A 20758-nucleotide genomic window follows, 5' to 3' on the forward strand; every position below is an offset into this window, starting at 1 on the left:
CTTTTCTACCTGCTTATTCTATCATATTCAGAGAAAGAAAATGTGAAGACTTACTTATGATTTTATAAATTTTATCTCCCGGATGTAAATTTATAGCTGGTCGTGGTGTCGTATGTCTCCCCGGCTTTCACCACCGGTCCGGCAAAATTTTCTTTGTGCACAGCGTCCGGGAAATACTGTGTCTCAAAGCAGACACCGCTCCTCTTTCCGTAAGCGCAGCCGCCTTTTCCCACATCTCCCGCAAGGAAATTGCCGCAGTAGAGCTGCATGCCCGGAAGGTCTGTGTTCACTTCCATGGATATGCCGCTCTGTCCGCAGCTCAGGCTGGCCACCTTCCGGAAACCGGTCCCGTTCAGCGCCCAGTTGTGGTCGTAGCCGCCTCCGAACTTCAGAGCCTGGTAATCTTCCTCTATATCCCTGCCAATCTCTTTGCCCTCCCGGAAATCCATGGGAGTTCCCTCCACCGGTGTGATCTCTCCTGTGGGGATGGACTGGGCGTCCGCCTCTGTGTAGGCGTCCGCGTCGATCCACACCTCCTGGTCCAGGATGGTGCCGGAGCTCTGGCCTGCAAGATTAAAATAGCTGTGATTGGTCATATTGAGAAGTGTGTCCGCCTTTGGCACAGCGTGATAGTGGATCTTCACCTCATTGTCCTCTGTCAGGGTGTAGGTGACTGTGATATCCACTTCTCCCGGGTATCCCTGATCTCCGTCCGGGCTGTGAAGGCTCAGCACGATGTGATCCTTCCCGTACTCTTCCACCTTCCACATCCGCTTGCTGAAGAAGTCCATGCCGCTGTGGAGATTGTTTCCATTGTCATTTTTGTCCAGCTGGAAGGTCCTGCCATTCAGCTCAAAGGAGGCGCCGCCAATGCGGTTAGCCACTCTTCCCACGATAGCTCCGAAAAATTTGTCTCCGGTTTCATATCCGGCCGCATCGTCATAACCAAGAACAACGTCGACCAGCTTTCCTTCCCGATCCGGCACAAGCACCTTTACCAGGGTGGCGCCGTAATCTGCAACCGCGATCTGCATGCCGTTTTTGTTTTCAAGTGTGTACAGAGCAGTCTCCCACCCTGCGGATGTCTTCCCAAATGTCTCTGTCATGGTCCTTTCCCCCTATCTGTCAGAAGCCCGCCCAGAGGGCAGGCTTCGTCCTGAAATTTTATAATTATTTTTATTTTATTCGTCCACGCTGTAGTTGGGAGCTTCCTTCGTGATATGGATATCATGGGGATGGCTCTCCTTTAAGGATGCTGCTGAGATCTTGATGAAGCGTGCATTTGTCTTCAGCTCTTCAATGGTAGATGTTCCGCAGTATCCCATACCGGACCGGAGTCCGCCCATGAGCTGGAATACCGTATCTTCCACGGTTCCCTTGTATGCCACACGGCCCTCTACGCCCTCGGGAACAAGCTTCTTGGCGTTCTCCTGGAAGTAGCGGTCCTTGCTTCCGTTCTCCATGGCTGCAATGGATCCCATGCCCCTGTATACTTTGTATTTTCTTCCCTGGAACAGCTCGAAAGTTCCCGGGCTCTCGTCACATCCTGCAAAGATGCTTCCCATCATACATACATTGGCGCCTGCGGCAATGGCCTTTGTCATGTCGCCGGAGTACTTGATACCTCCATCGGCAATGATCGGGATGCCGTACTTGTCCGCCACCTCATAGCAGTCCATAACCGCTGTGATCTGAGGCACACCGATACCGGCCACGATACGTGTGGTACAGATGGAGCCAGGTCCGATACCGACTTTGACAGCGTCAGCGCCGGCCTTGATGAGCGCCTCAGCAGCTGCGCCTGTTGCCACGTTACCTGCAATAACCTGCAGATCCGGGAATTTGCTCTTAACCATGTCAATGGTGTGCAGAACGTTTGCAGAGTGTCCATGGGCAGAGTCAAGCACCACAACGTCTACTTTGGCGTTCACAAGCTCCTGCGCTCTCTCGAGGCAGTTGGCTGTAATTCCAAGGGCAGCGCCGCACAGAAGGCGTCCCTGTCCGTCCTTGGCAGACAGCGGATATTTGATCTGTTTCTCTATATCTTTGATGGTGATCAGGCCTTTCAGGTTAAAATCATCATCAACAATGGGTAATTTCTCTTTTCTGGCCTTGGCAAGGATCTTCTTGGCTTCCTCCAGGGTGATCCCCTCTTTTGCGGTGATCAGTCCCTCAGATGTCATAGATTCCTTGATCTTCTTTGTAAAATCTTCCTCAAACTTCAGGTCACGGTTGGTAATGATACCTACCAGTTTTCTGCCCTCTGTGATCGGGACACCGGAAATCCGGAATTTGCCCATCAGCTCATTGGCGTCTGCCAGTGTATTTTCCGGGGAAAGATAGAATGGATCCGTGATAACACCGTTCTCTGAACGCTTTACCTTGTCCACCTCTTCCGCCTGCTGTTCAATAGACATATTTTTATGAATAATACCGATACCGCCCTGGCGAGCCATGGCGATGGCCATGCGGTGCTCTGTGACTGTGTCCATGCCGGCACTCATCATGGGGATATTCAGTTTGATCTTCTTTGTCAGATATGTTGACAGATCTACCTGATTCGGAATCACCTCTGAATATCCAGGCACTAACAGTACATCGTCAAATGTAATTCCCTCTTCGATAATTTTACCCATCGTTTATTCCTCTCTTTCTTTTGTTATGTTTAACTGCTATCATACCCAAAGACAGCCGTCTTTGTCAACAACTTTTCCCGTATTATTCCGATTATTTCCGAACTACTTTTCTCGGAGCCATGAGGAAAAATCCCTCCACCAGATCACTGTTTGGCTCAAAAAGTACCTTGAATGTCTCCCCGGATCTTGTAAATACAAGTACATAGCGATTCGGGGCAGAGGGAATGCCGCTGCTGTAATCATAGATCTTTCCTGCTTTGTAGGACTGCAGCTGGAAGGCTCCCTCCGGAGCAAGCATCTCCACATCTTTCACATTTACAGAGAGCATGTGCTTTCTGCGCTCCTTGTGCATCACCTTGTCGATATCCAGATCCCCATTGATGTAGATGTATTCATACTCCACATCCATCCTTCTGAACAGAAATACGTCGGCCACGATGAACAGTATAGGCACAAGAATTAAAAGGGGCAATAAAAAAGCGATAAAAAAGCTGATTACTGTCAGCACGATCAGCAGAATTTTTATCGCTATATCCTTTCCGTCGGTCTTCTTTTTGATCAATTGTTCTGTATAGAAGTCACCCATCTTTCTTCCTCCAATGTCAGTTTCTCAGGCAGAATATACCTGTGGACATTATAGCACATCCAAATACAAAAAGAAAACTCCCCTAAGGGAGTTTTCTAAATTTTCATATTTCTTTCAAGAGGGGAAGAGATTACATCATTCCCATTCCGCCGCCTGCCGGTGCTGCAGGAGTCTCTTCTTTGATGTTTGCAACAACAGACTCTGTTGTCAGCAGTGTAGATGCCACGCTTGTAGCATTCTGCAGAGCGCTTCTTGTAACCTTTGCAGGATCCAGGATTCCGGCTTTCACCATGTCCACATACTCCTCTTTGTATGCGTCGAATCCCTGTCCAGGCTCGGACTCTCTTACTTTGTTGATGATGACAGCGCCTTCCAGTCCGGCGTTGGCAACGATGTGGAACAGAGGAGCCTCCAGAGCTTTCAGCACTACGTTTGCACCTGTCTTCTCGTCACCTTCCAGCGTGTCAGCAAGTTTTGCCACTTCCTTGGAAGCGTGGATGTATGCGGAACCGCCGCCTGCGATGATACCTTCCTCAACGGCTGCCCTTGTAGCTGCAAGAGCGTCCTCCATGCGGAGTTTTGCCTCTTTCATCTCTGTCTCTGTGGCAGCTCCTACACGGATTACTGCAACGCCGCCTGCCAGTTTGGCAAGTCTCTCCTGTAATTTCTCTCTGTCAAAGTCAGATGTTGTCTCCTCGATCTGTGCTTTGATCTGAGCGATACGTGCCTGGATAGCGTCTTTCTCTCCAAGTCCGTCTACAATGACTGTATTCTCTTTCTGAACTTTTACGGATTTTGCACGTCCAAGCTGATCCAGTGTTGTCTCTTTCAGATCCAGTCCAAGCTCGTCAGAGATCACCTGTCCGCCTGTCAGGATAGCGATGTCTTCCAGCATGGCTTTTCTTCTGTCGCCATATCCGGGAGCTTTGACAGCTACCACGTTGAATGTACCGCGCAGTTTGTTTACGATCAGTGTTGTGAGAGCCTCGCCCTCCACGTCCTCAGCGATGATGAGGAGTCTTGCACCTGCCTGCACAACCTGCTCAAGCAGCGGAAGGATTTCCTGGATGTTGGAAATCTTCTTGTCTGTGATAAGGATGTATGGATCTTCCAGATTAGCCTCCATCTTATCCATGTCTGTGCACATGTAAGCAGATACATATCCACGGTCGAACTGCATACCTTCTACCAGATCCAGCTCTGTCTTCATTGTCTTGGACTCCTCGATAGTGATAACACCGTCGTTGGAAACCTTCTCCATAGCCTCTGCTACCATCTCGCCCACTTCGTCGTCGCTGGCTGAAATAGCTGCTACTCTTGCGATCTGATCTCTGCCTGTCACTTTGCTGCTCATGCCCTGGATGGCCTCTACCGCTTTATCTGTAGCTTTCTTCATACCTTTTCTCAGCACGATGGGGTTGGCTCCTGCTGCCAGGTTCTTCATCCCCTCGTGTACCATTGCCTGCGCAAGTACAGTAGCTGTTGTAGTACCATCACCAGCCACATCATTTGTCTTGGAGGCAACCTCACGGATGAGCTGTGCGCCCATGTTCTCAAAAGCGTCCTCCAGCTCGATCTCTTTTGCGATGGTCACACCGTCGTTTGTGATAAGAGGTGCGCCGAACGATTTGTCGAGGACAACATTTCTTCCTTTAGGTCCAAGTGTCACTCTTACTGTATCTGCCAGCTGGTTTACGCCTGACTCCAGCGCTGCCCTGGCGTCTGCTCCGTATTTGATTTCCTTTGCCATGATAATCAATCCTCCTGTTTTTCCGATTTAAGTTTCTATGCTTATATTCTGTATGATATGCCGCTTTCTACTCGATCACTGCAAGGATATCGCTCTGTCTTACGATGATGTAGCTTTCCTCGTCCAGTTCCACTTCTGTTCCGGCGTATTTGGAATAGATAACCTGCTGTCCTTCCTTCACGTGCATCTCTACTTCCTTGCCGTCTACCACTCCACCCGGGCCTACTGCGATCACTTCTGCCTGCTGGGGTTTCTCTTTGGACTGTCCCGGCAGAACGATACCGGACTTTGTCGTCTCTTCAGCAACTAACTGTTTTAATACAACTCTGTCTCCCAATGGTACTAATTTCATGAATGGTTCCTCCTTTAAGCTATCAATATATAAAATATATATTTGTCAGCACTCTTAAAAAGAGAGTGCTAATAAACTCTAGTAATAAAATAGCACTCTCTTTTTATTTTGTCAACACACTTTATTTTAGTTTAGATTATTTTTATAAAATCCGTTTTCCACAGAAAAGACGAGCCGGCTCCCTTCTTTGTCGAAATACCGCTCTCTGACAGAACCCTGGCAGCTGACATCTTCCTCGCAGATCCGGCAGTCGTACTCCGCATCCAGGGAAATGCCTGTCAGATCCCCCTCTTCCAGTGTCATATACATATATTCTCTCTCCGGATCATACTCTGTGATCCGGCACCTGTACTCGTTTTCGTCCATCGGCTCTCCCTCCAGATAGACGTGGAGCATCTTCAGTATTGCAGTGCTTCCCTCGTACATAACAGCCTCCTTCCGAAAAGAAGGGCATCAGTTTCCCGATACCCTTTCTCTTTCTCGTTTGTTCTGCAGTTTTCTACTTATTTCTCTCGGCTTTGATCTTTTCCAGCTCTGTAAATACGTAGTCATTGACTACTTTAATGTATGTTCCCTTCATACCGGATGATCTGGACTCGATCACGCCGGCACTCTCGAACTTGCGCAGCGCATTTACAATAACAGATCTTGTAATTCCAACGCGGTCAGCGATCTTGCTGGCAACCAGTATGCCCTCCGTGCCTTCCAGTTCGTCAAAGATATGGATGATGGCTTCCAGCTCTGAGAATGACAGTGTGCTGATAGCTGACTGGACAATGTGTTCTTTGCGGGTCTCCTCCGCATTTTCTTCATTGACGGACCTGAGCATCTCCAATCCTACGATCATCGTTCCATATTCACTTAAAATAATATCGTCAATCTCATAGTATTCGCCCTGTTTGTAGATAAACAGAGTTCCCAGTCTCTCTCCCGCAATCTCGATGGGGGTGACGATCGCCTGATAGCCCTTGGCTGTCTCCTGGGAAAATCCCAGCGTCTCCAGATTGACATTCTCTTTTGTGGAAAGGATGTTCAGCAGACGCTCATTGAGCATCTCGTCTATGTGGCATCCAACCTCTCCTTTTATCAGTTCCGTGATCACACCTACACCACTGCACCTGCTGACACCGAGCACTTTCCCCTTCTTGCTGATAACCAGGACATTGGAATCCAGGATTTCTGTCAGCACCTCACAGATATCATTAAAGACAACCTTGCTGGAGTTATTGTTGTGCAGTAATTTATTGATTTTTCTTGTTTTATCTAATAATTGTACACTCATACGCAACCTCCATCCTTTGTTGAATATATTATCATACAATTCTGGAAATATCAACAATCCTCTGTTAATTTATGCGCATTTTTTATAAATAATATCTATGAATTTTCCTTTTTGTTTTCATTATATCCGCATTCCGCATTCATACAGACGAGTTTGCTGCCTTTTTCCACCATGTATCCGCCGCATTTCGGGCATTTCTTTTCTGACGGCTTCTGCCAGGACATAAAATCACATTCCGGATTGTCCTCACAGCCATAGTACCTTCTGCCCTTCTTGGTCTTGCGGATCACAATGTCCTTGCCGCACTGCGGACATTTGACGCCAATCTTCTCAAGGTACGGTTTTGTGTTGCGACACTCCGGGAACCCTGGACAGGCCAGGAACTTGCCGTGGGGGCCGTACTTGACAACCATGTTGCGGCCGCACTCCTCGCAGATCACGTCTGTGACTTCATCCTCGATCTTCACAGTCTCCAGCTCTTTTTCCGCTGTCTTCACCGCCTCGTCAAGATCCGGGTAGAAGTTCTCGATAACAGACTTCCACTCTACTTTCCCCTCTGCTACTTTGTCCAGAAGTCCTTCCATGTTGGCTGTAAAGTTCACATCCACAATGGCCGGGAAAGACTGCTTCATGATATTGTTTACCACTTCTCCAAGCTCTGTCAGATACAGATTTTTGTTCTCCTTTGCCACGTATCTTCTGGCAATGATGGTGGAGATAGTCGGAGCGTAGGTACTTGGGCGTCCGATCCCAAGCTCCTCCAGCGTCTTTACCAGCGCCGCTTCTGTGTAGTGTGCCGGCGGCTGTGTGAAATGCTGTTTTGTATCAAACTCCTTCTTGGTGAGGACCGAATTCTCATCCAACCCTTTCAGGAGTACATTGGCCTCTTCCTTCTCCTCGTCGGACTCTGTGTACACGGTGCGGAAGCCCTCAAAAACGACCTTGGAGGCTGCCACTGTAAAGCGGTAGTCATCCGCATCTATCTTCACAGACGTTGTCTCGTATTTTGCGGGCTGCATGCGGCTTGCCACAAAACGCTTCCAGATCAGCTGATACAGGCGGAACTGATCCCTTGTCAGAGAGTCCTTCATGGCTGCCGGCGTCCTGGTCACATCTGTGGGGCGGATGGCCTCATGGGCATCCTGGATCTTCTTATTGTCAGACTGCTTTGCTGTGCTGGTGGCCACAAACTGCTCCCCGTAACTTTTTCCTATGAACTCGCGGACACTGCTCTCCGCTTCATCGGACACACGGGTGGAGTCTGTACGCAGGTAGGTGATCAGACCTACTGTGCCGTTGCCCTTGATATCAATTCCCTCGTAGAGCTGCTGGGCGATCCGCATGGTCTTCTGGGTGGCAAAGTTCAGGACCTTGGACGCCTCCTGCTGCATGGTACTGGTGGTGAAGGGCACCGGCGCCTTCTTGTACCGCTCGCCCTTTTTCACCTCTTCCACGCTGTAGGACGCACCTTCCAGATCATTCAGGATCTTATCCAGCTCCTCCCTAGAACGGATGGTCATCTTCTCTTTTTCTGTGCCGTAGAATTTAGCCCGGAGGGGTTTCTTCTCCCCTTTTACATTCAGGATAGCCTCCAGGGTCCAGTACTCCTCCGGTATGAACGCGTTGATCTCATCCTCCCGGTCTGCAATGATACGCAGAGCTACAGACTGGACACGTCCGGCACTTAAGCCCCTCTTGACCTTAGCCCACAGAAGAGGGCTGATCTCGTACCCCACGATCCTGTCCAGGGCCCGGCGGGCCTGCTGGGCGTCTACCAGATCCATATCGATCTCGCGGGCGTTCTTGATGGATGCCTTCACCGCGTTCTTGGTGATCTCATTAAAGCTGATGCGGTAGGTTTTCTTATCCTCCAGCTTCAGGGCTTTGCACAGATGCCAGGAGATGGCTTCCCCCTCCCGGTCCGGGTCAGTCGCCAGATACACCTTGTCAGCTTTCTTGACTTCCTTCCGAAGGCTTGCAAGGATCTCTCCTTTCCCGCGTATTGTAATATATTTGGGCTCAAAGTCATGCTCTACGTCAATTCCGAGCTGGCTTTTGGGCAGGTCTCGCACATGCCCATTGGAAGCCATCACTGTATAATTGCTTCCCAGGAATTTTTTGATCGTCTTCACTTTTGCAGGAGACTCCACGATTACAAGATAATGAGCCATTTCTATTTTCTTCCTCCAATACCTCTTGCTGCCTATATCCCTCCGCTCAGCTGGTCCGGATATAGTAGCCTTTTGAAATTTCCTTAATGTATCCCCTGATTTGCAGAGCGACCAGCGTCTCCATGAGGGCTGCCGGCGAAAGTCCTGTCTCTTCCAGCAGCGAACTGGTGTCTCTGGGATACAGACCAAGGCAACTATACACTATATTTTCGGCACTTTCAAGCACTTTTTTATTTTTGTCTGATTTTTCACATTCCCTTTGCCCCTCCCTTTCGCCCGGCAGAAGAGCTGCCAGGGCGGGTTCACTGACCATCTCCTCCAGCAGTTCCTCGGGGCCAAGAAGGATCCCCGCCCCCTGCCGGATCAGCCGGTTGCAGCCTTTGCTAAGAGTACTGTCCACAGGCCCAGGCAGGGCATACACATCCCGCCCCTGCTCCAGGGCCATGTCCGCCGTGATCAGGGAACCGCTGCGCTCCCTGGCCTCCATCACAAGGACAGCGTCCGCAAGCCCGCTGATGATCCTGTTCCTGGCGGGGAAATGCTCCTTCCTGGGGGCTGTTCCCGGGAGCTGCTCAGACAGAATGCCTCCCCTGTTCGTAATATCCGCGTAGAGTCCCCTGTTCTGCGCAGGATAGCACACATCCACTCCGGACCCCAGTACAGCATATGTGTCGCCCCCTCCATTTATGGCTCCTCTTCCTGCCGCGCCATCAATCCCTCTGGCCATGCCGCTTATGATCTGGACGCCCCGACCTGCCAGATACTCTGCAAAGCGCAGCGCCTGCCTCTCCCCGTAGGCGCTGCACTGCCTGGCCCCCACAATAGCCACGGAGAGTCTGTCATCGTCGGGCAGACGGCCTTTCACAAAGAGAGCGTAGGGATACCCGGCAGACCTTTTCAAGCGCCTTGGATAAGCCGGATCATGACAGGCTACAAGACGGATTCCTCGCTCCAGCAGCCTGTCATATTCTGTCTCCAGATCTCCTTTTTTCTGGAAGTTCCGGATGGTCTCCCTGTCTTTTTCTGTCAGAAAAGCCATCTCCCGGAGCTTTTTTTCTTCTATATAATATACATCTCTGGCGCTCCCCACACTGCTCCTGAGCAGCTCCTTTTTCTTCCCTGCCAGAGGACGGATACAGGAAAGCCAGTATTCATACTTCATTGCGCACTCTCCTCCTTTTGCCTTCTCAGTCTCTGTCAGCACAGATTGCCCCAGTATTTTGTATCCGGCAGCCGATAGCCGATAGCCTCCGACAGATGGCAGGACTGGATCTTATCTTTTCCGTCAAGATCCGCAATAGTTCTTGCCACCTTCAGCACTTTGTGGTAGGTCCTGGCGGTAAGGCCCATCTTCTGGAAGGCATGCTCCATGATGGCCTCCTCTTTGTCTCCCAGGGCACAGTATTCCGGTATCTTTTTGGCTGGAAGCGAGGCGTTTGTCTTCCACGGCTCCGCTCTGTACCGCCAAAGCTGCCTCTCTCTCGCCAGGCACACTCTCTGTCGTATTTTTTCCGATGTCTCCTCCCCGGCGCTTCCCTGCAGGTTCCTGTACTCCACAGCAGGGGTGTCCATGCAGATATCGATGCGGCTAAGAAAAGGCTGGCTGACTTTGCCCAGATACTGGCTGATGCTGGCAGGCGTACAAGTGCATCTGCCTGCATCCGGATAGTATCCGCAGGGGCACGGGTTCATGGCCGCTGCCAGCATAAAGTCCGCCGGGAACTCGTACACTCCCTGTTTTCTGGTGAGGCGTATTCTCTTCTCCTCCAGAGGCTGGCGCAGCACCTCCAGCACAGGGCGGGAGAATTCTGTCAACTCGTCCAGGAAGAGAACTCCTTTATGAGCCAGGGAGATCTCCCCCGGGGCCGGGATCAGCCCGCCGCCTATGAGAGCCGCCTTTGTGACTGTGTGGTGCACCTCCCGGAATGGCCGGTGTCGTATGAGCGGCGTATCCTTTTCCAGCATTCCCTGGACACTGTATATCTTCGTGATCTCCAGCGCCTCCTCCATCTCAAGGGGCGGCAGTATCGTAGGAATCCGTCTGGCGATCATGGATTTCCCGCTGCCCGGCGGGCCCACCATGAGAAAATTGTGGCCGCCTGCCACAGCGATCTCCGCAGCCCTCTTCACAGCCCCTTGCCCCCTCACCTCCTGGAAATCTCCCACAAACGCGGTCTCTGCATTCTTCCCCTTCTGGATGGCCGTCTTCCTTTTTCCAGACGGCAGCTTATTCCCCTCCAGCAGATCCAGAAGCTGGGCCAGACTGCCTGCTGCCAGCACAGGGACTCCCTCCACAAGGGCTGCCTCCGCCTCATTGCCCGCCGGCACAATGCACAGCCGGTATCCCTGCTTTCTCGCCTCCCACACAATGGGCAGGACACCTGGCACATCCCGGATGCTGCCGTCCAGCCCCAGCTCCCCCACCGTCAGCACACGCTCCAGTGCCTCCTGCCTGACCAGATTCTGGGACGCCAGGATAGCCAGGGCAATGGGCAGGTCAAAGGAAGCCCCTCTCTTTCTCACGCTGCCGGGAGACAGGTTAATCACTGTCTTCTTCACCGGGATCTCCAGACCGCTGTTGCGGATTGCCGTGCGCACCCGCTCCCCTGCCTCCTTTACCTCCGAGGACAGATAGCCCACCATGTGGAACATGGGCAGGCCATTGCTCAGATCCGCCTCCACGCGGATGAATTTCACCTCCATGCCGTGAAGGGCCGCAGAATAGACCATACCAAGACTCATAGGCATTCCTCCTTTGTCTACCGTACTGCATTTTGCTGTTGTCTGCCTGTTTCTTTTTGAAATCGTCCGGGCGATATGCCCTGTCATAAAAGATCATCAAAACAATGAACTGATAATAAAGTGAATCTAAGAAAGTATGTTTAGTATACGCTCATTACGTAGACTTATCAAGCATTTTTTGCTTTTTAAAGGAAATATCAGAAAAAATGTCCATTTTCCCTCTGATATCTCCTTAGATAACACTGTTGTTTAAAGCTGATAATAATCTCCCGCCACGCTCCAGTCCAACAATAATTTTCTTCTTCCTTTTGGAAAAGCACAAAACACCTCTTTTTGACATAGACTGTAATTAACCACGCCAGAGAGGTGCTTCATTTGAAATCCTTTCCCCAACCACTGACAGCGGCCGAAGAGCAATATTACCTGCAGAAATATACGGAAGGTGACCAGGAAGCGAAGCACATTCTGATCGAGCGGAACATGCGTCTTGTGGCACATATTGTCCGAAAATATCAGTCCATGGACGAGGAGACGGAGGATCTTCTCTCTATCGGGACAATCGGCCTCATCAAGGGAGTGGTGACCTTCAACCCTGACAAGGCTGTGCGGCTTGGAACCTACGCCGCAAGATGTATAGAAAACGAAGTTCTCATGTACCTGCGCACCAGGAAGAAGTCTGCCCGGGATGTGTCCCTCTATGAGCCCATCGGTACGGATCGGGAGGGAAATGAAATACAGCTCTTTGACATCATCGAGTCAGACACAGATGATGCCCATGAAAAAGTCGCACTCAGCGATGATGTCCGGCTCCTCTATTCCAGGATAGAAACCGTTCTCTCTCCCCGGGAACGGATTGTTCTGAAAATGCGGTATGGTCTCTACAATGGAGATGAATTTACACAGCGGGAGATTGCCAAGGAACTTGGGATCTCCCGTTCTTATGTCTCAAGGATTGAAAAGAGCGCAATAGAAAAGCTGCGGGACTATTTCTAAACTCCCGCAGCCATTTTGTCTGTTATGCTTCTTCTTTTCTTCTCAAGATGTCATAGAGGTCTGCCTCAGCTCCCAAATCCACATAGATGGTCTGTTTTGCGTGGGGCGCGCTCTCCTGCTCCTGTCCGTCCTCATTTACGATCCGGCGCACCGTCACTTCCACATTTCTGCCGTCCGGCTTCATGATCTCGATCTGCTCACCCACAGAAAATTTATTTCTCTGCTCGATCTGGTAAAGCCCGTCTTTCTCGCTGCCAATGATACCCAGATAGGTGTAGTCCTTAGCATAGGTATTATTGTCGTAGATCTGGGCACTCTCATCCGGCTTTCCAAAATAAAATCCCGTTGTGAACTGGCGGTAGGTACAGTTGGATATCTGATCCAGATACCAGGGCATATTTTTCTCGTAGAGAGCCGGGTCCTCCAGGTAATCGTCTATGGCCTTCCGGTAGGTCCGGGCCACTGTGGCCACGTAGAGTGCGGTCTTCATCCTTCCCTCGATCTTAAAGCTGTCGATGCCTGCATCAATGAGCTCGGGAATGTGCTGGATCATGCACAGATCCTTGGAGTTAAAGATAAACGTGCCTCTCTCATTTTCATAGACAGGCATGTACTCCCCGGGCCTTGTCTCCTCCACAATGGAATATTTCCAGCGGCAGGGATGAGTACAGGCCCCCTGGTTGGCATCTCTTCCGGTAAAATAGTTGCTTAAGAGACATCTGCCTGAATAGGAGATGCACATAGCTCCGTGGATAAAGCTCTCGATCTCCATATCCTCCGGTATGTTCTGCCGGATCTCCTTGATCTCCTTAAGAGAAAGTTCCCGGGCGGACACCACCCTCTTAGCGCCCTGTTTCCACCAGAAATTGTAGGTTCCATAGTTGGTGTTGTTGGCCTGGGTGCTGATGTGTCTCTCGATCTCCGGGCAGACTTCTTTGGCTATCTCAAAGACTGCCGGATCAGCAATGATGAGGGCATCCGGTTTCATTTCCCTAAGTTCCTCAAAGTACGCCCGCACACCGAGAAGGTCGTCATTGTGGGCCAGGATATTGGCTGTCACATGCACCCGCACGCCGTGCTCGTGGGCGAATCGGATTCCCTCCGCCATGTCCTCTCTGGAAAAGTTTTTCGCCTTTGCCCGCAGGCCAAAGGCCTCACCGCCTATATACACTGCGTCCGCGCCAAAGATCACTGCTGTCTTCAGCACCTCCAGGCTGCTGGCCGGGATGAGCAGTTCAGGATGTCTGTTCATAATGTTTTTCCTTTCTTTACGCTGACTGCCAGTCCGTCTCCCAGGGGAAGAATGCTGGTCAACAGCCGTTCATCGTGTTTCAGCTGATACAAATACTCCCTCATCCTCTTGTGGATCGTCCTGTTCCGTCTCTCCACAGCAAAGCGGGACTCCATAATATCTCCGTCCTGGAGCACATTATCTGTCACAAGGACGCCCCCCTCTTCCAGAAGCCGGAAGGCCTCAGGCAGATAGTGGATATACTGCGCCTTTGCGGCATCCATGAAGATCAGGTCAAAGGGGCCTTCCAGCCCTCTCATCACTTCCAGGGCATCCCCCTCCAGAAGGGTGATCGTCTCTTCTTTCCCCATCCGCCGGAAATTCTCCCGTGCAATGGGAATCCTCTTTTCATAATTCTCTATAGTCGTGATCCGGCATCCCTCCGGGGCGTATTCGCTCATAAGCAGGGCAGAAAAGCCCACAGCTGTGCCCAGTTCCAGTATCCTTAGGGGCCTCTTGATCTGCAGCAGCACCTTCAGAAAGCTCTGGGTCTCCTTTCGGATAATGGGCACGTGATCTGCCAGCGCTTTTTCCTCGATCTCCTCCAGCGCCGGGCATTCCGGCGTCTCCAGAGAGTGGATAAAAGTCGTAATTCTCTCGTCATTAATCATATCTGCACACCAGTCTATACACAATTACACACCAGTTACGTTAATTTGGGACGTAATACTTTTAAAAAGTATTACGTCCCTCTTTACACTTTTTTAAATTATCTGTCAACATCCATAATAATCGGCAGAATCATCGGTCTTCTCTTTGTCCTCTTCCAGATGAACTCGTTCATCGTGTCACGGACAACCAGTTTGATCTTGCTCCAGTCCGCGCCTCTCTGGCGGTGGAGGCAGTTGTCCACTGCGTCCACAAGGACTTTCCTTGCGTCCTCCATCAGTCCCTCGGACTCCCGCACGTAGACGAAACCGCGGGATACGATGTCCGGGCCGGCCAGGAGCCGGTTGGTTCCCTTCTCCAGGGTCATGACCACAATGAGGATACCGTCCTCCGCCAGGTGCTGGCGGTCACGAAGGACAATATTTCCAACATCGCCGACGCCAAGTCCGTCTACCAGCACTTCTCCGGTGTGCACCTTGTCCACCACCTTGGCCTCCTTGCTGTCAAGCTCCAGCACATCGCCGGACTGCAGCATAAAGACATTCTCTTTTGGAATGCCAAGAGACAGGGCCAGGCCTGCGTTGGCTTTCCTGTGACGGAATTCGCCGTGAATCGGGATCGCGTACTTCGGTTTTACAAGGGAGTAGATCAGCTTCAACTCCTCCTGACAGGCATGTCCGGATACGTGGGCATCCTGGAAGATCACGTTCGCACCCTTCTCGGAAAGCTCGTTGATGACCTTGGAGACAGATTTCTCATTTCCCGGAATGGGGTTCGAGCTGAAGATAACTGTGTCTCCGGGCATAATGGTCACTTTCTTGTGAATGTCCGCCGCCATTCTGGACAGGGCTGCCATGGACTCTCCCTGGCTTCCTGTGGTGATGAGCACGGTCTTCTCCGGCGGATAGTTCTTCAGCTGGTCGATCTCGATGAGGGTCTTGTCCGGCACGTTCAGATAGCCAAGCTCCTGGGCTGTGGAGATGATGTTCACCATGCTCCGGCCTTCCACAACTACTTTCCTGTCATACTTGTAAGCAGAGTTGATAATCTGCTGCACACGGTCCACATTGGACGCAAAGGTGGCAATGATGATCCTTGTGTTCTTGTACTCTGCAAAGAGGTGGTCAAATGTATGTCCCACCGTTCTCTCTGACTGGGTAAATCCGGGACGCTCTGCGTTTGTACTGTCTGACATAAGAGCAAGCACGCCCTTTTTACCGATCTCACCGAATCTTTGCAGGTCAATGGCATCTCCGAAGACCGGTGTGTAATCCACCTTAAAGTCTCCTGTGTGTACCACGATACCTGCCGGGGAGTAGATGGCAAGGGCTGACGCATCCTGGATACTGTGGTTTGTCTTGATAAACTCGATCCGGAACTGTCCCAGATTGATAGACTGTCCAAATCTTACCACTTTTCTTCTGGTAGACCGCAGCAGATTGTGCTCTGTCAGCTTCTTTTCAATAATACCCATTGTCAGCTTTGTAGCGTAAATGGGAAGGTTCATCTCACGCAGCACATAGGAGAGGGCACCTATGTGGTCCTCGTGTCCGTGGGTGATCACAAAACCTTTGACTTTCTGGATATTGTCCTTCAGATAGGTAATATCCGGGATGACCAGGTCAATTCCCAGCATGTCATCCTCAGGGAACGCAAGACCGCAGTCCACCACAATAATACTGTCTCCGTACTCAAAGGCAGTAATATTCATTCCGATCTTCTCCAGGCCCCCAAGCGGAATGATGCGCAATTTTCCATTGTTTTCTTTCTTCAAGCTTACACCTCCATAGGTTTATTTTTCCGTTATTCTTTTTCTTCACGGCATTTTCTGCACACGCCGTAAAATTTCAGTTCATGATCTGTCACCTGAAAGCCTGTCTCTTTTTCAATGTAGGCTTCCAGATCTTCCAGAAGATCGTCTCTGAACGCAGAGACGTTTCCGCATTCCGTGCATATCAGATGATGATGGTGATGACGATGTCCCTCCTGTTCATCCAGAAAATCTCCGATCTCATACCGCACACATCCGTCATCCAGCATGATCCGGTCCACAAGCTGCATGTCCAGAAGGAGCTGGACTGTCCGGTAGATGGTCGCCAGACCGATCTCCGGGTAATCTTCCTTGACCAGCTCAAAGATATCCTCCGCGGTCATATGCTCATCTCCGTGCTCTGCAAGCACCTGCAGAACAAGGAGCCTCTGATTGGTCACCTTCAGACCTTTCTCCTTCAGCATCTCTTTGAATTTTTCCTGGCTTATAGACATAGTACATTACCTTTCTATCTCGATATCCTCAAGAAGTTCTTCAAACACTTTCGACACAGCGGAAAGCTCCGTGTCATCCTCTACGATCTCGTAAATGCTGTCTGTATCTTCTGCCTCTGATCTGTCTCTTAAGATGAGACACTCCGCGTCTCCCTCTTCTGAGTCTGTGACCAGAATATAGGACGTTCCATTGATCTTTGTCTGCTCCAGGACAAAAAATTCTGCCTCTTCCATCCCGTCAGACTGAAATTTAATTTTTTCCATTACAATACACCTCAAAAAATCCAGTATTTAAAGACGGTCCTTACTGATGGCCGCCTCATGGTATTTCGAGTCCAGATATCCCTGCAATATAAAAACAGCCGCAATCTTGTCAATGTATTTCTTGCGGTCTTCCCTTCTTACGTTGCTCTCAATTAAAGTCCGCTCTGCTTCTGCCGTAGTCAGACGCTCGTCCCACATAATGACCTCAAGGCCAGTACGCCGGCGCAGCATCTCACCGAATTCCAAAGATTTTTCCGCCCGATCTCCCACGTCGTTGTTCATATGGCGCGGCAGCCCGAGTACAATGCTCTCGACTTCATACTCCCGGATCAGCTCCTCAATCCGGGCACATGTCTTTCTCAGCTTGTTCTCGTCCTTGCGCCAGATGGTCTCAATTCCCTGGGCTGTAAGACCTAAGGGATCGCTCACAGCCACCCCCACTGTCTTAGAGCCATAGTCCAGTCCCATCACTCTCATAAAAAATTATTCCCATCCGTGATACTTGATATACGCTTTCAGCATCTCTTCTACCAGTTCGTCCCGCTCCACCTTCATGATCAGGCTCCTGGCGCCGTTGTGGCTTGTGATATAGGTAGGATCACCTGACATGATGTAACCGACGATCTGATTGACCGGATTATAGCCTTTCTCACTTAATGCCTTGTACACAATCTCAAGTATATCTTTTGCCTGAATTTGCGGGCCGCTTTCTACCTGGAAAAACTGGGTGTTGGTTAATTCTTTCATATACTCACGTCCTCCAAAAATACTTCATATTTATTCTACTCTATTCCAATCTGAAATTCAATGAATTATTTGTAAACGGTTCTCAATTTCTACATTTATCAACTGATTTGACAAATTCTCTGTCGTTTTTTGTCCGACTTTCACATATTCTTTCGTGTGTCCCACCTGGTAAATGCCGTCCTCTCTCTCCACGGCCTCCTCCATCAGGACTTCCACGCAGGTTCCTATGAGCCGCTCCTCATAAGCCTGCTGCTTGCGCCTGCCAAGGGCAATGAGTCTGGCGCTCCTGGCATTTTTGATCTGCTCCGGCACCTGTCCGTCCATGGCGGCAGCCTTCGTCCCCTCCCGTCGGGAGTACTTGAAAATATGGGTCTCATAGAAGTCCACTTTGTCCACAAAGGCCATGGACTTTTCAAACTCCTCCTCGCTCTCCTGGGGAAATCCCACGATCACATCCGTGGTCAGAGCCGGATGGTCAAAATACTGCCGCAGAAGCTGACATTTTTCATAGTACTCCTGGGTCGTGTACCTCCGGTTCATGCGCCGCAGCGTCTCATCGCAGCCACTCTGCAAAGAGAGATGGAAATGAGGACACATCTTGGGCAGGGAGGCGATTGTCTTCACAAACTCCTCTGTGATGATCCTTGGCTCCAGGGAACCCAGGCGGATCCGGCAAATCCCCTCCACCTCATGGACGGCACAGATCAGCGAGAGCAGGTCCTCCCCCTGATCCAGATCCAGCCCGTAGGAGCTCAAATGAATACCGGTCAGCACTACTTCCTTGTAGCCGCTTTCTGCCAGCGTCCGCACCTCGGACACCACATCCTCCTTGCGCCTGCTGCGCACCCGCCCCCTTGCGTAGGGAATGATGCAGTAGGAACAGAACTGGTTGCAGCCGTCCTGCACTTTGATGTAAGCCCGGGTATGCTCGCCTGTGCGGGTCAGGCGCATCTCCTCGTACTCCGGGGTATGGCTGATGTCGATGATCTCCTTCCATCCTGCCCCTGCCTGCTCTCCTTCTCTGGCTCTGAAATACTCTTCCAGAATGGAGGCCAGCTCATGCTTTTTGTTGTTTCCGATGACAATATCCACGCAGGCATCGACTTCCCCCTCCTTGGCCTGGACATAGCATCCGGCCGCCACTACCACAGCGTCCGGATTCAGCTTTTTTGCCCGGTGGAGCATCTGGCGGGATTTGCGGTCTGCCATATTCGTGACTGTGCAGGTGTTGATGACGTAGACATCCGCCTTCTCGTGGAAGGGCACGATCTCGTAGCCACTTTGCTCCAGTATTTCCTGCATAGCTTCCGTCTCATATGCGTTTACCTTGCATCCCAGATTGTGAAGTGCTGCCTTTTTCATTTTCATCCTCTCTTTTCTTCTGTTCTCGTGTAAATTGTTGTATGCTTTAACGAAATTTGTCCCAATTCTTTGGCAAATTGTTCCTTGACTTTTAACCTTTCAGCTCTTAAGATGATTATAGAAACTGATTAAGAAATCAAGGAGGTTATTCCAATGAAAACAGTACAAATTTCTTTAAACTCAATCGACAAAGTAAAATCTTTTGTAAATGATATTACAAAATTTGATTATGACTTTGATCTTGTATCCGGAAGATACGTAATCGATGCAAAATCTATCATGGGTATCTTCAGCCTGGATCTGTCCAAGCCTATCGACCTGAACATCCACGCTGACGCAGGCATCGATGAAGTGCTTGAGACTCTGAAACCATACCTTGTATAATCGGACAGGTTTACAGCGAACATATTAAATACGCCGAAATGTTCTGACATTCCGGCGTATTTTTTATTTTGTGGAGAAACCCTTCGGACTCCCCCACAAAACAAAAGCGCTCCTATCCCTGCACGTCTATGATCTCCACTGTCTCAATGGCTGTCTGTACCAGCTCATCAATCTTCTCTGCCAGATTTTCCTCTGACCTGTGAATGATGTTGATGTTCGGCTTTGTCACCGGATGTTTTGCCACAAAGATGGTGCAGCAGTCCTCGAAGGGCTGTATGGATGTCTCGTAGGAGCCGATCTTCTCAGACACTTCCACGATCTCCTTCTTGTCAAAACCGATTAGCGGCCGGTACACCGGCAGCGTACACACTTCATTGGTAGCCGCCAGGCTCTGCATGGTCTGGCTTGCCACCTGGCCGATGCTCTCGCCTGTGATCAGTCCGAGGCAGCCATCCTCTTTGGCAAAGTGCTCCGCGATCTTCATCATATATCTTCTCATGATAATGGTCAGCTCATCGTGGGGACACTGGTCATAGATGTAGAGCTGAATGTCTGTAAAATTCACCACGTGGAGACGGATCGGTCCCGCGTAGGCTGCGATGATCCTTGCCAGATCCACCACCTTCTCCTTGGCCCTCTCACTTGTGTAGGGCGGCGCGTGGAAATAGGTGGCCTCCAGGGCAACGCCCCTCTTTGCGATCATGTAGCCTGCCACCGGGCTGTCAATACCGCCGGACAGAAGGAGCATGGCCTTTCCGTTGGTTCCCACAGGCATACCTCCCGGGCCCGGAATGATCCTGGAGTATACATAGATGTCCTCCCGGATCTCAATATTCAGCATCACATCCGGATGGTGCACATCCACCCGGATCTCGGGAAACGCATCTAAAATAGCCTCACCGATATCGCAGTTGATCTCCATGGAGTTCTTGGGATAATTCTTCCGGCTTCTCCTTGCCTCCACCTTGAAGGTGATGTTTTTGTCCGGATACAGCTCATCCATGTAGGCAACCACGTCTTTTTTCAGCTGTTCAAATCCCTGGTCCTCCAGCCGCACCACAGGGCAGATGCCCACAATGCCGAAGACCTTCTGAAGACATTCTGTCACCTCGTCATAGTCGTAGATCCCCTCGCAGTCCACATAGATCCTGCCTCTTGTCTTATACACTTTAAAGCTTCCGTCCGCTCCCCGCAGGGCATAGCGGATCTGACGCACCAGGGCGTCCTCGAACATGTAGCGGTTCTTTCCTTTTATCCCGATCTCACCGTACTTGATCAAAAAAGTGTGAAATGTCATGGTTTTTTCCTCTTTTCTTCCTGTGGC

General features: G+C 50.6%; 21 protein-coding genes. 2 read left to right on the forward strand and 19 right to left on the reverse strand.

Going from position 1 to position 20758, the window contains the following annotated elements; translation table 11 throughout:
- Positions 1 to 71 precede the first annotated feature (71 nt).
- From INF30_RS13340 to INF30_RS13385, 10 genes are all read right to left on the reverse strand, one after another.
- Positions 72 to 1106 (reverse strand): aldose epimerase family protein, encoded by a 1035-nt coding sequence (locus INF30_RS13340; RefSeq protein ID WP_226395575.1) that lies wholly within the window; start codon positions 1104 to 1106, stop codon positions 72 to 74.
- A 75-nt stretch (positions 1107 to 1181) separates the two neighbouring features.
- Positions 1182 to 2636 (reverse strand): IMP dehydrogenase, encoded by a 1455-nt coding sequence (guaB, locus tag INF30_RS13345; protein ID WP_226395576.1) that lies wholly within the window; start codon positions 2634 to 2636, stop codon positions 1182 to 1184.
- A gap of 91 nt (positions 2637 to 2727) precedes the next feature.
- On the reverse strand, positions 2728 to 3222 hold the full coding sequence (locus INF30_RS13350) for a DUF6106 family protein (RefSeq protein WP_076778062.1): 495 nt from the start codon (positions 3220 to 3222) through the stop codon (positions 2728 to 2730).
- 130 nt (positions 3223 to 3352) lie between these two features.
- Positions 3353 to 4972 (reverse strand): chaperonin GroEL, encoded by a 1620-nt coding sequence (gene groL, locus INF30_RS13355; RefSeq protein ID WP_087172744.1) that lies wholly within the window; start codon positions 4970 to 4972, stop codon positions 3353 to 3355.
- 67 nt (positions 4973 to 5039) lie between these two features.
- Complete coding sequence (locus tag INF30_RS13360) at positions 5040 to 5324, reverse strand: co-chaperone GroES (RefSeq protein ID WP_033125856.1); 285 nt, start codon at positions 5322 to 5324, stop codon at positions 5040 to 5042.
- Positions 5325 to 5450: 126 nt separating this feature from the next.
- Positions 5451 to 5750: a hypothetical protein gene (locus tag INF30_RS13365; protein WP_226395577.1), complete on the reverse strand. Its 300-nt coding sequence runs from the start codon at positions 5748 to 5750 to the stop codon at positions 5451 to 5453.
- 73 nt (positions 5751 to 5823) lie between these two features.
- Positions 5824 to 6606 (reverse strand): GTP-sensing pleiotropic transcriptional regulator CodY, encoded by a 783-nt coding sequence (gene codY / locus INF30_RS13370; protein WP_076778068.1) that lies wholly within the window; start codon positions 6604 to 6606, stop codon positions 5824 to 5826.
- A 95-nt stretch (positions 6607 to 6701) separates the two neighbouring features.
- Entirely contained in the window at positions 6702 to 8777 is a 2076-nt protein-coding gene (gene topA / locus INF30_RS13375; protein ID WP_226395578.1) for a type I DNA topoisomerase, read from the reverse strand.
- 46 nt (positions 8778 to 8823) lie between these two features.
- Entirely contained in the window at positions 8824 to 9939 is a 1116-nt protein-coding gene (gene dprA, locus INF30_RS13380) for a DNA-processing protein DprA (protein ID WP_226395579.1), read from the reverse strand.
- Positions 9940 to 9974: 35 nt separating this feature from the next.
- Complete coding sequence (locus INF30_RS13385; RefSeq protein WP_226395580.1) at positions 9975 to 11519, reverse strand: YifB family Mg chelatase-like AAA ATPase; 1545 nt, start codon at positions 11517 to 11519, stop codon at positions 9975 to 9977.
- A gap of 375 nt (positions 11520 to 11894) precedes the next feature.
- On the opposite strand from INF30_RS13385, the gene sigK reads away from it, so the two are divergent.
- Positions 11895 to 12512, forward strand: coding sequence for an RNA polymerase sporulation sigma factor SigK (sigK, locus tag INF30_RS13390; protein ID WP_226395581.1), 618 nt, complete (start codon positions 11895 to 11897; stop codon positions 12510 to 12512).
- Positions 12513 to 12534: 22 nt separating this feature from the next.
- Here sigK and INF30_RS13395 read toward each other — a convergent pair whose 3' ends face one another.
- From INF30_RS13395 to mtaB, 8 genes are all read right to left on the reverse strand, one after another.
- On the reverse strand, positions 12535 to 13764 hold the full coding sequence (locus tag INF30_RS13395; RefSeq protein WP_226395582.1) for a peptidase U32 family protein: 1230 nt from the start codon (positions 13762 to 13764) through the stop codon (positions 12535 to 12537).
- Complete coding sequence (locus tag INF30_RS13400; RefSeq protein WP_226395583.1) at positions 13761 to 14414, reverse strand: O-methyltransferase; 654 nt, start codon at positions 14412 to 14414, stop codon at positions 13761 to 13763. The genes INF30_RS13395 and INF30_RS13400 overlap by 4 nt, the downstream gene beginning before the upstream one ends.
- Positions 14415 to 14512: 98 nt before the next feature.
- Entirely contained in the window at positions 14513 to 16186 is a 1674-nt protein-coding gene (locus INF30_RS13405) for a ribonuclease J (RefSeq protein WP_076778083.1), read from the reverse strand.
- 29 nt (positions 16187 to 16215) lie between these two features.
- Entirely contained in the window at positions 16216 to 16677 is a 462-nt protein-coding gene (locus INF30_RS13410) for a Fur family transcriptional regulator (RefSeq protein WP_076778086.1), read from the reverse strand.
- Positions 16678 to 16683: 6 nt separating this feature from the next.
- Positions 16684 to 16941, reverse strand: a complete 258-nt coding sequence (locus tag INF30_RS13415; RefSeq protein WP_226395584.1) for a DUF1292 domain-containing protein — start codon at positions 16939 to 16941, stop codon at positions 16684 to 16686.
- Between the two features lie 27 nt (positions 16942 to 16968).
- A complete protein-coding gene (gene ruvX / locus INF30_RS13420) occupies positions 16969 to 17418 on the reverse strand; it encodes a Holliday junction resolvase RuvX (protein WP_076778090.1) in 450 nt (149 codons plus the stop codon).
- 6 nt (positions 17419 to 17424) lie between these two features.
- Positions 17425 to 17688, reverse strand: a complete 264-nt coding sequence (locus INF30_RS13425; protein WP_033125870.1) for an IreB family regulatory phosphoprotein — start codon at positions 17686 to 17688, stop codon at positions 17425 to 17427.
- Positions 17689 to 17745: 57 nt separating this feature from the next.
- A complete protein-coding gene (gene mtaB, locus INF30_RS13430) occupies positions 17746 to 19050 on the reverse strand; it encodes a tRNA (N(6)-L-threonylcarbamoyladenosine(37)-C(2))-methylthiotransferase MtaB (protein WP_226395585.1) in 1305 nt (434 codons plus the stop codon).
- Positions 19051 to 19203: 153 nt separating this feature from the next.
- Here mtaB and INF30_RS13435 point away from each other — a divergent pair, with 153 nt between their 5' ends.
- Complete coding sequence (locus INF30_RS13435; RefSeq protein ID WP_033125872.1) at positions 19204 to 19434, forward strand: HPr family phosphocarrier protein; 231 nt, start codon at positions 19204 to 19206, stop codon at positions 19432 to 19434.
- Positions 19435 to 19546: 112 nt separating this feature from the next.
- Here INF30_RS13435 and thiI read toward each other — a convergent pair whose 3' ends face one another.
- Complete coding sequence (gene thiI, locus INF30_RS13440) at positions 19547 to 20731, reverse strand: tRNA uracil 4-sulfurtransferase ThiI (protein ID WP_076778095.1); 1185 nt, start codon at positions 20729 to 20731, stop codon at positions 19547 to 19549.
- Positions 20732 to 20758: the final 27 nt, after the last annotated feature.

Origin of the sequence: Claveliimonas monacensis (assembly GCF_014982975.1) — a bacterium.
In the GTDB taxonomy this organism is placed as follows: Bacteria; Bacillota; Clostridia; order Lachnospirales; family Lachnospiraceae; genus Claveliimonas; species Claveliimonas monacensis.

What these genes read in the sequence shown, in the direction of transcription:
- dprA (WP_226395579.1), bottom strand. Translation starts at nt 9,939, where the DNA reads ATGAAGTATGAATACTGGCTTTCCTGTATCCGTCCTCTGGCAGGGAAG.
- topA (WP_226395578.1), bottom strand. Translation starts at nt 8,777, where the DNA reads ATGGCTCATTATCTTGTAATCGTGGAGTCTCCTGCAAAAGTGAAGACG.
- INF30_RS13350 (WP_076778062.1), bottom strand. Translation starts at nt 3,222, where the DNA reads ATGGGTGACTTCTATACAGAACAATTGATCAAAAAGAAGACCGACGGA.
- INF30_RS13395 (WP_226395582.1), bottom strand. Translation starts at nt 13,764, where the DNA reads ATGAACAGACATCCTGAACTGCTCATCCCGGCCAGCAGCCTGGAGGTG.
- INF30_RS13435 (WP_033125872.1), top strand. Translation starts at nt 19,204, where the DNA reads ATGAAAACAGTACAAATTTCTTTAAACTCAATCGACAAAGTAAAATCT.
- INF30_RS13360 (WP_033125856.1), bottom strand. Translation starts at nt 5,324, where the DNA reads ATGAAATTAGTACCATTGGGAGACAGAGTTGTATTAAAACAGTTAGTT.
- thiI (WP_076778095.1), bottom strand. Translation starts at nt 20,731, where the DNA reads ATGACATTTCACACTTTTTTGATCAAGTACGGTGAGATCGGGATAAAA.
- INF30_RS13410 (WP_076778086.1), bottom strand. Translation starts at nt 16,677, where the DNA reads ATGTCTATAAGCCAGGAAAAATTCAAAGAGATGCTGAAGGAGAAAGGT.
- groL (WP_087172744.1), bottom strand. Translation starts at nt 4,972, where the DNA reads ATGGCAAAGGAAATCAAATACGGAGCAGACGCCAGGGCAGCGCTGGAG.
- mtaB (WP_226395585.1), bottom strand. Translation starts at nt 19,050, where the DNA reads ATGAAAAAGGCAGCACTTCACAATCTGGGATGCAAGGTAAACGCATAT.
- INF30_RS13385 (WP_226395580.1), bottom strand. Translation starts at nt 11,519, where the DNA reads ATGAGTCTTGGTATGGTCTATTCTGCGGCCCTTCACGGCATGGAGGTG.
- INF30_RS13425 (WP_033125870.1), bottom strand. Translation starts at nt 17,688, where the DNA reads ATGAAAGAATTAACCAACACCCAGTTTTTCCAGGTAGAAAGCGGCCCG.
- INF30_RS13415 (WP_226395584.1), bottom strand. Translation starts at nt 16,941, where the DNA reads ATGGAAAAAATTAAATTTCAGTCTGACGGGATGGAAGAGGCAGAATTT.
- guaB (WP_226395576.1), bottom strand. Translation starts at nt 2,636, where the DNA reads ATGGGTAAAATTATCGAAGAGGGAATTACATTTGACGATGTACTGTTA.
- INF30_RS13340 (WP_226395575.1), bottom strand. Translation starts at nt 1,106, where the DNA reads ATGACAGAGACATTTGGGAAGACATCCGCAGGGTGGGAGACTGCTCTG.
- ruvX (WP_076778090.1), bottom strand. Translation starts at nt 17,418, where the DNA reads ATGAGAGTGATGGGACTGGACTATGGCTCTAAGACAGTGGGGGTGGCT.
- INF30_RS13400 (WP_226395583.1), bottom strand. Translation starts at nt 14,414, where the DNA reads ATGATTAATGACGAGAGAATTACGACTTTTATCCACTCTCTGGAGACG.
- codY (WP_076778068.1), bottom strand. Translation starts at nt 6,606, where the DNA reads ATGAGTGTACAATTATTAGATAAAACAAGAAAAATCAATAAATTACTG.
- INF30_RS13365 (WP_226395577.1), bottom strand. Translation starts at nt 5,750, where the DNA reads ATGTACGAGGGAAGCACTGCAATACTGAAGATGCTCCACGTCTATCTG.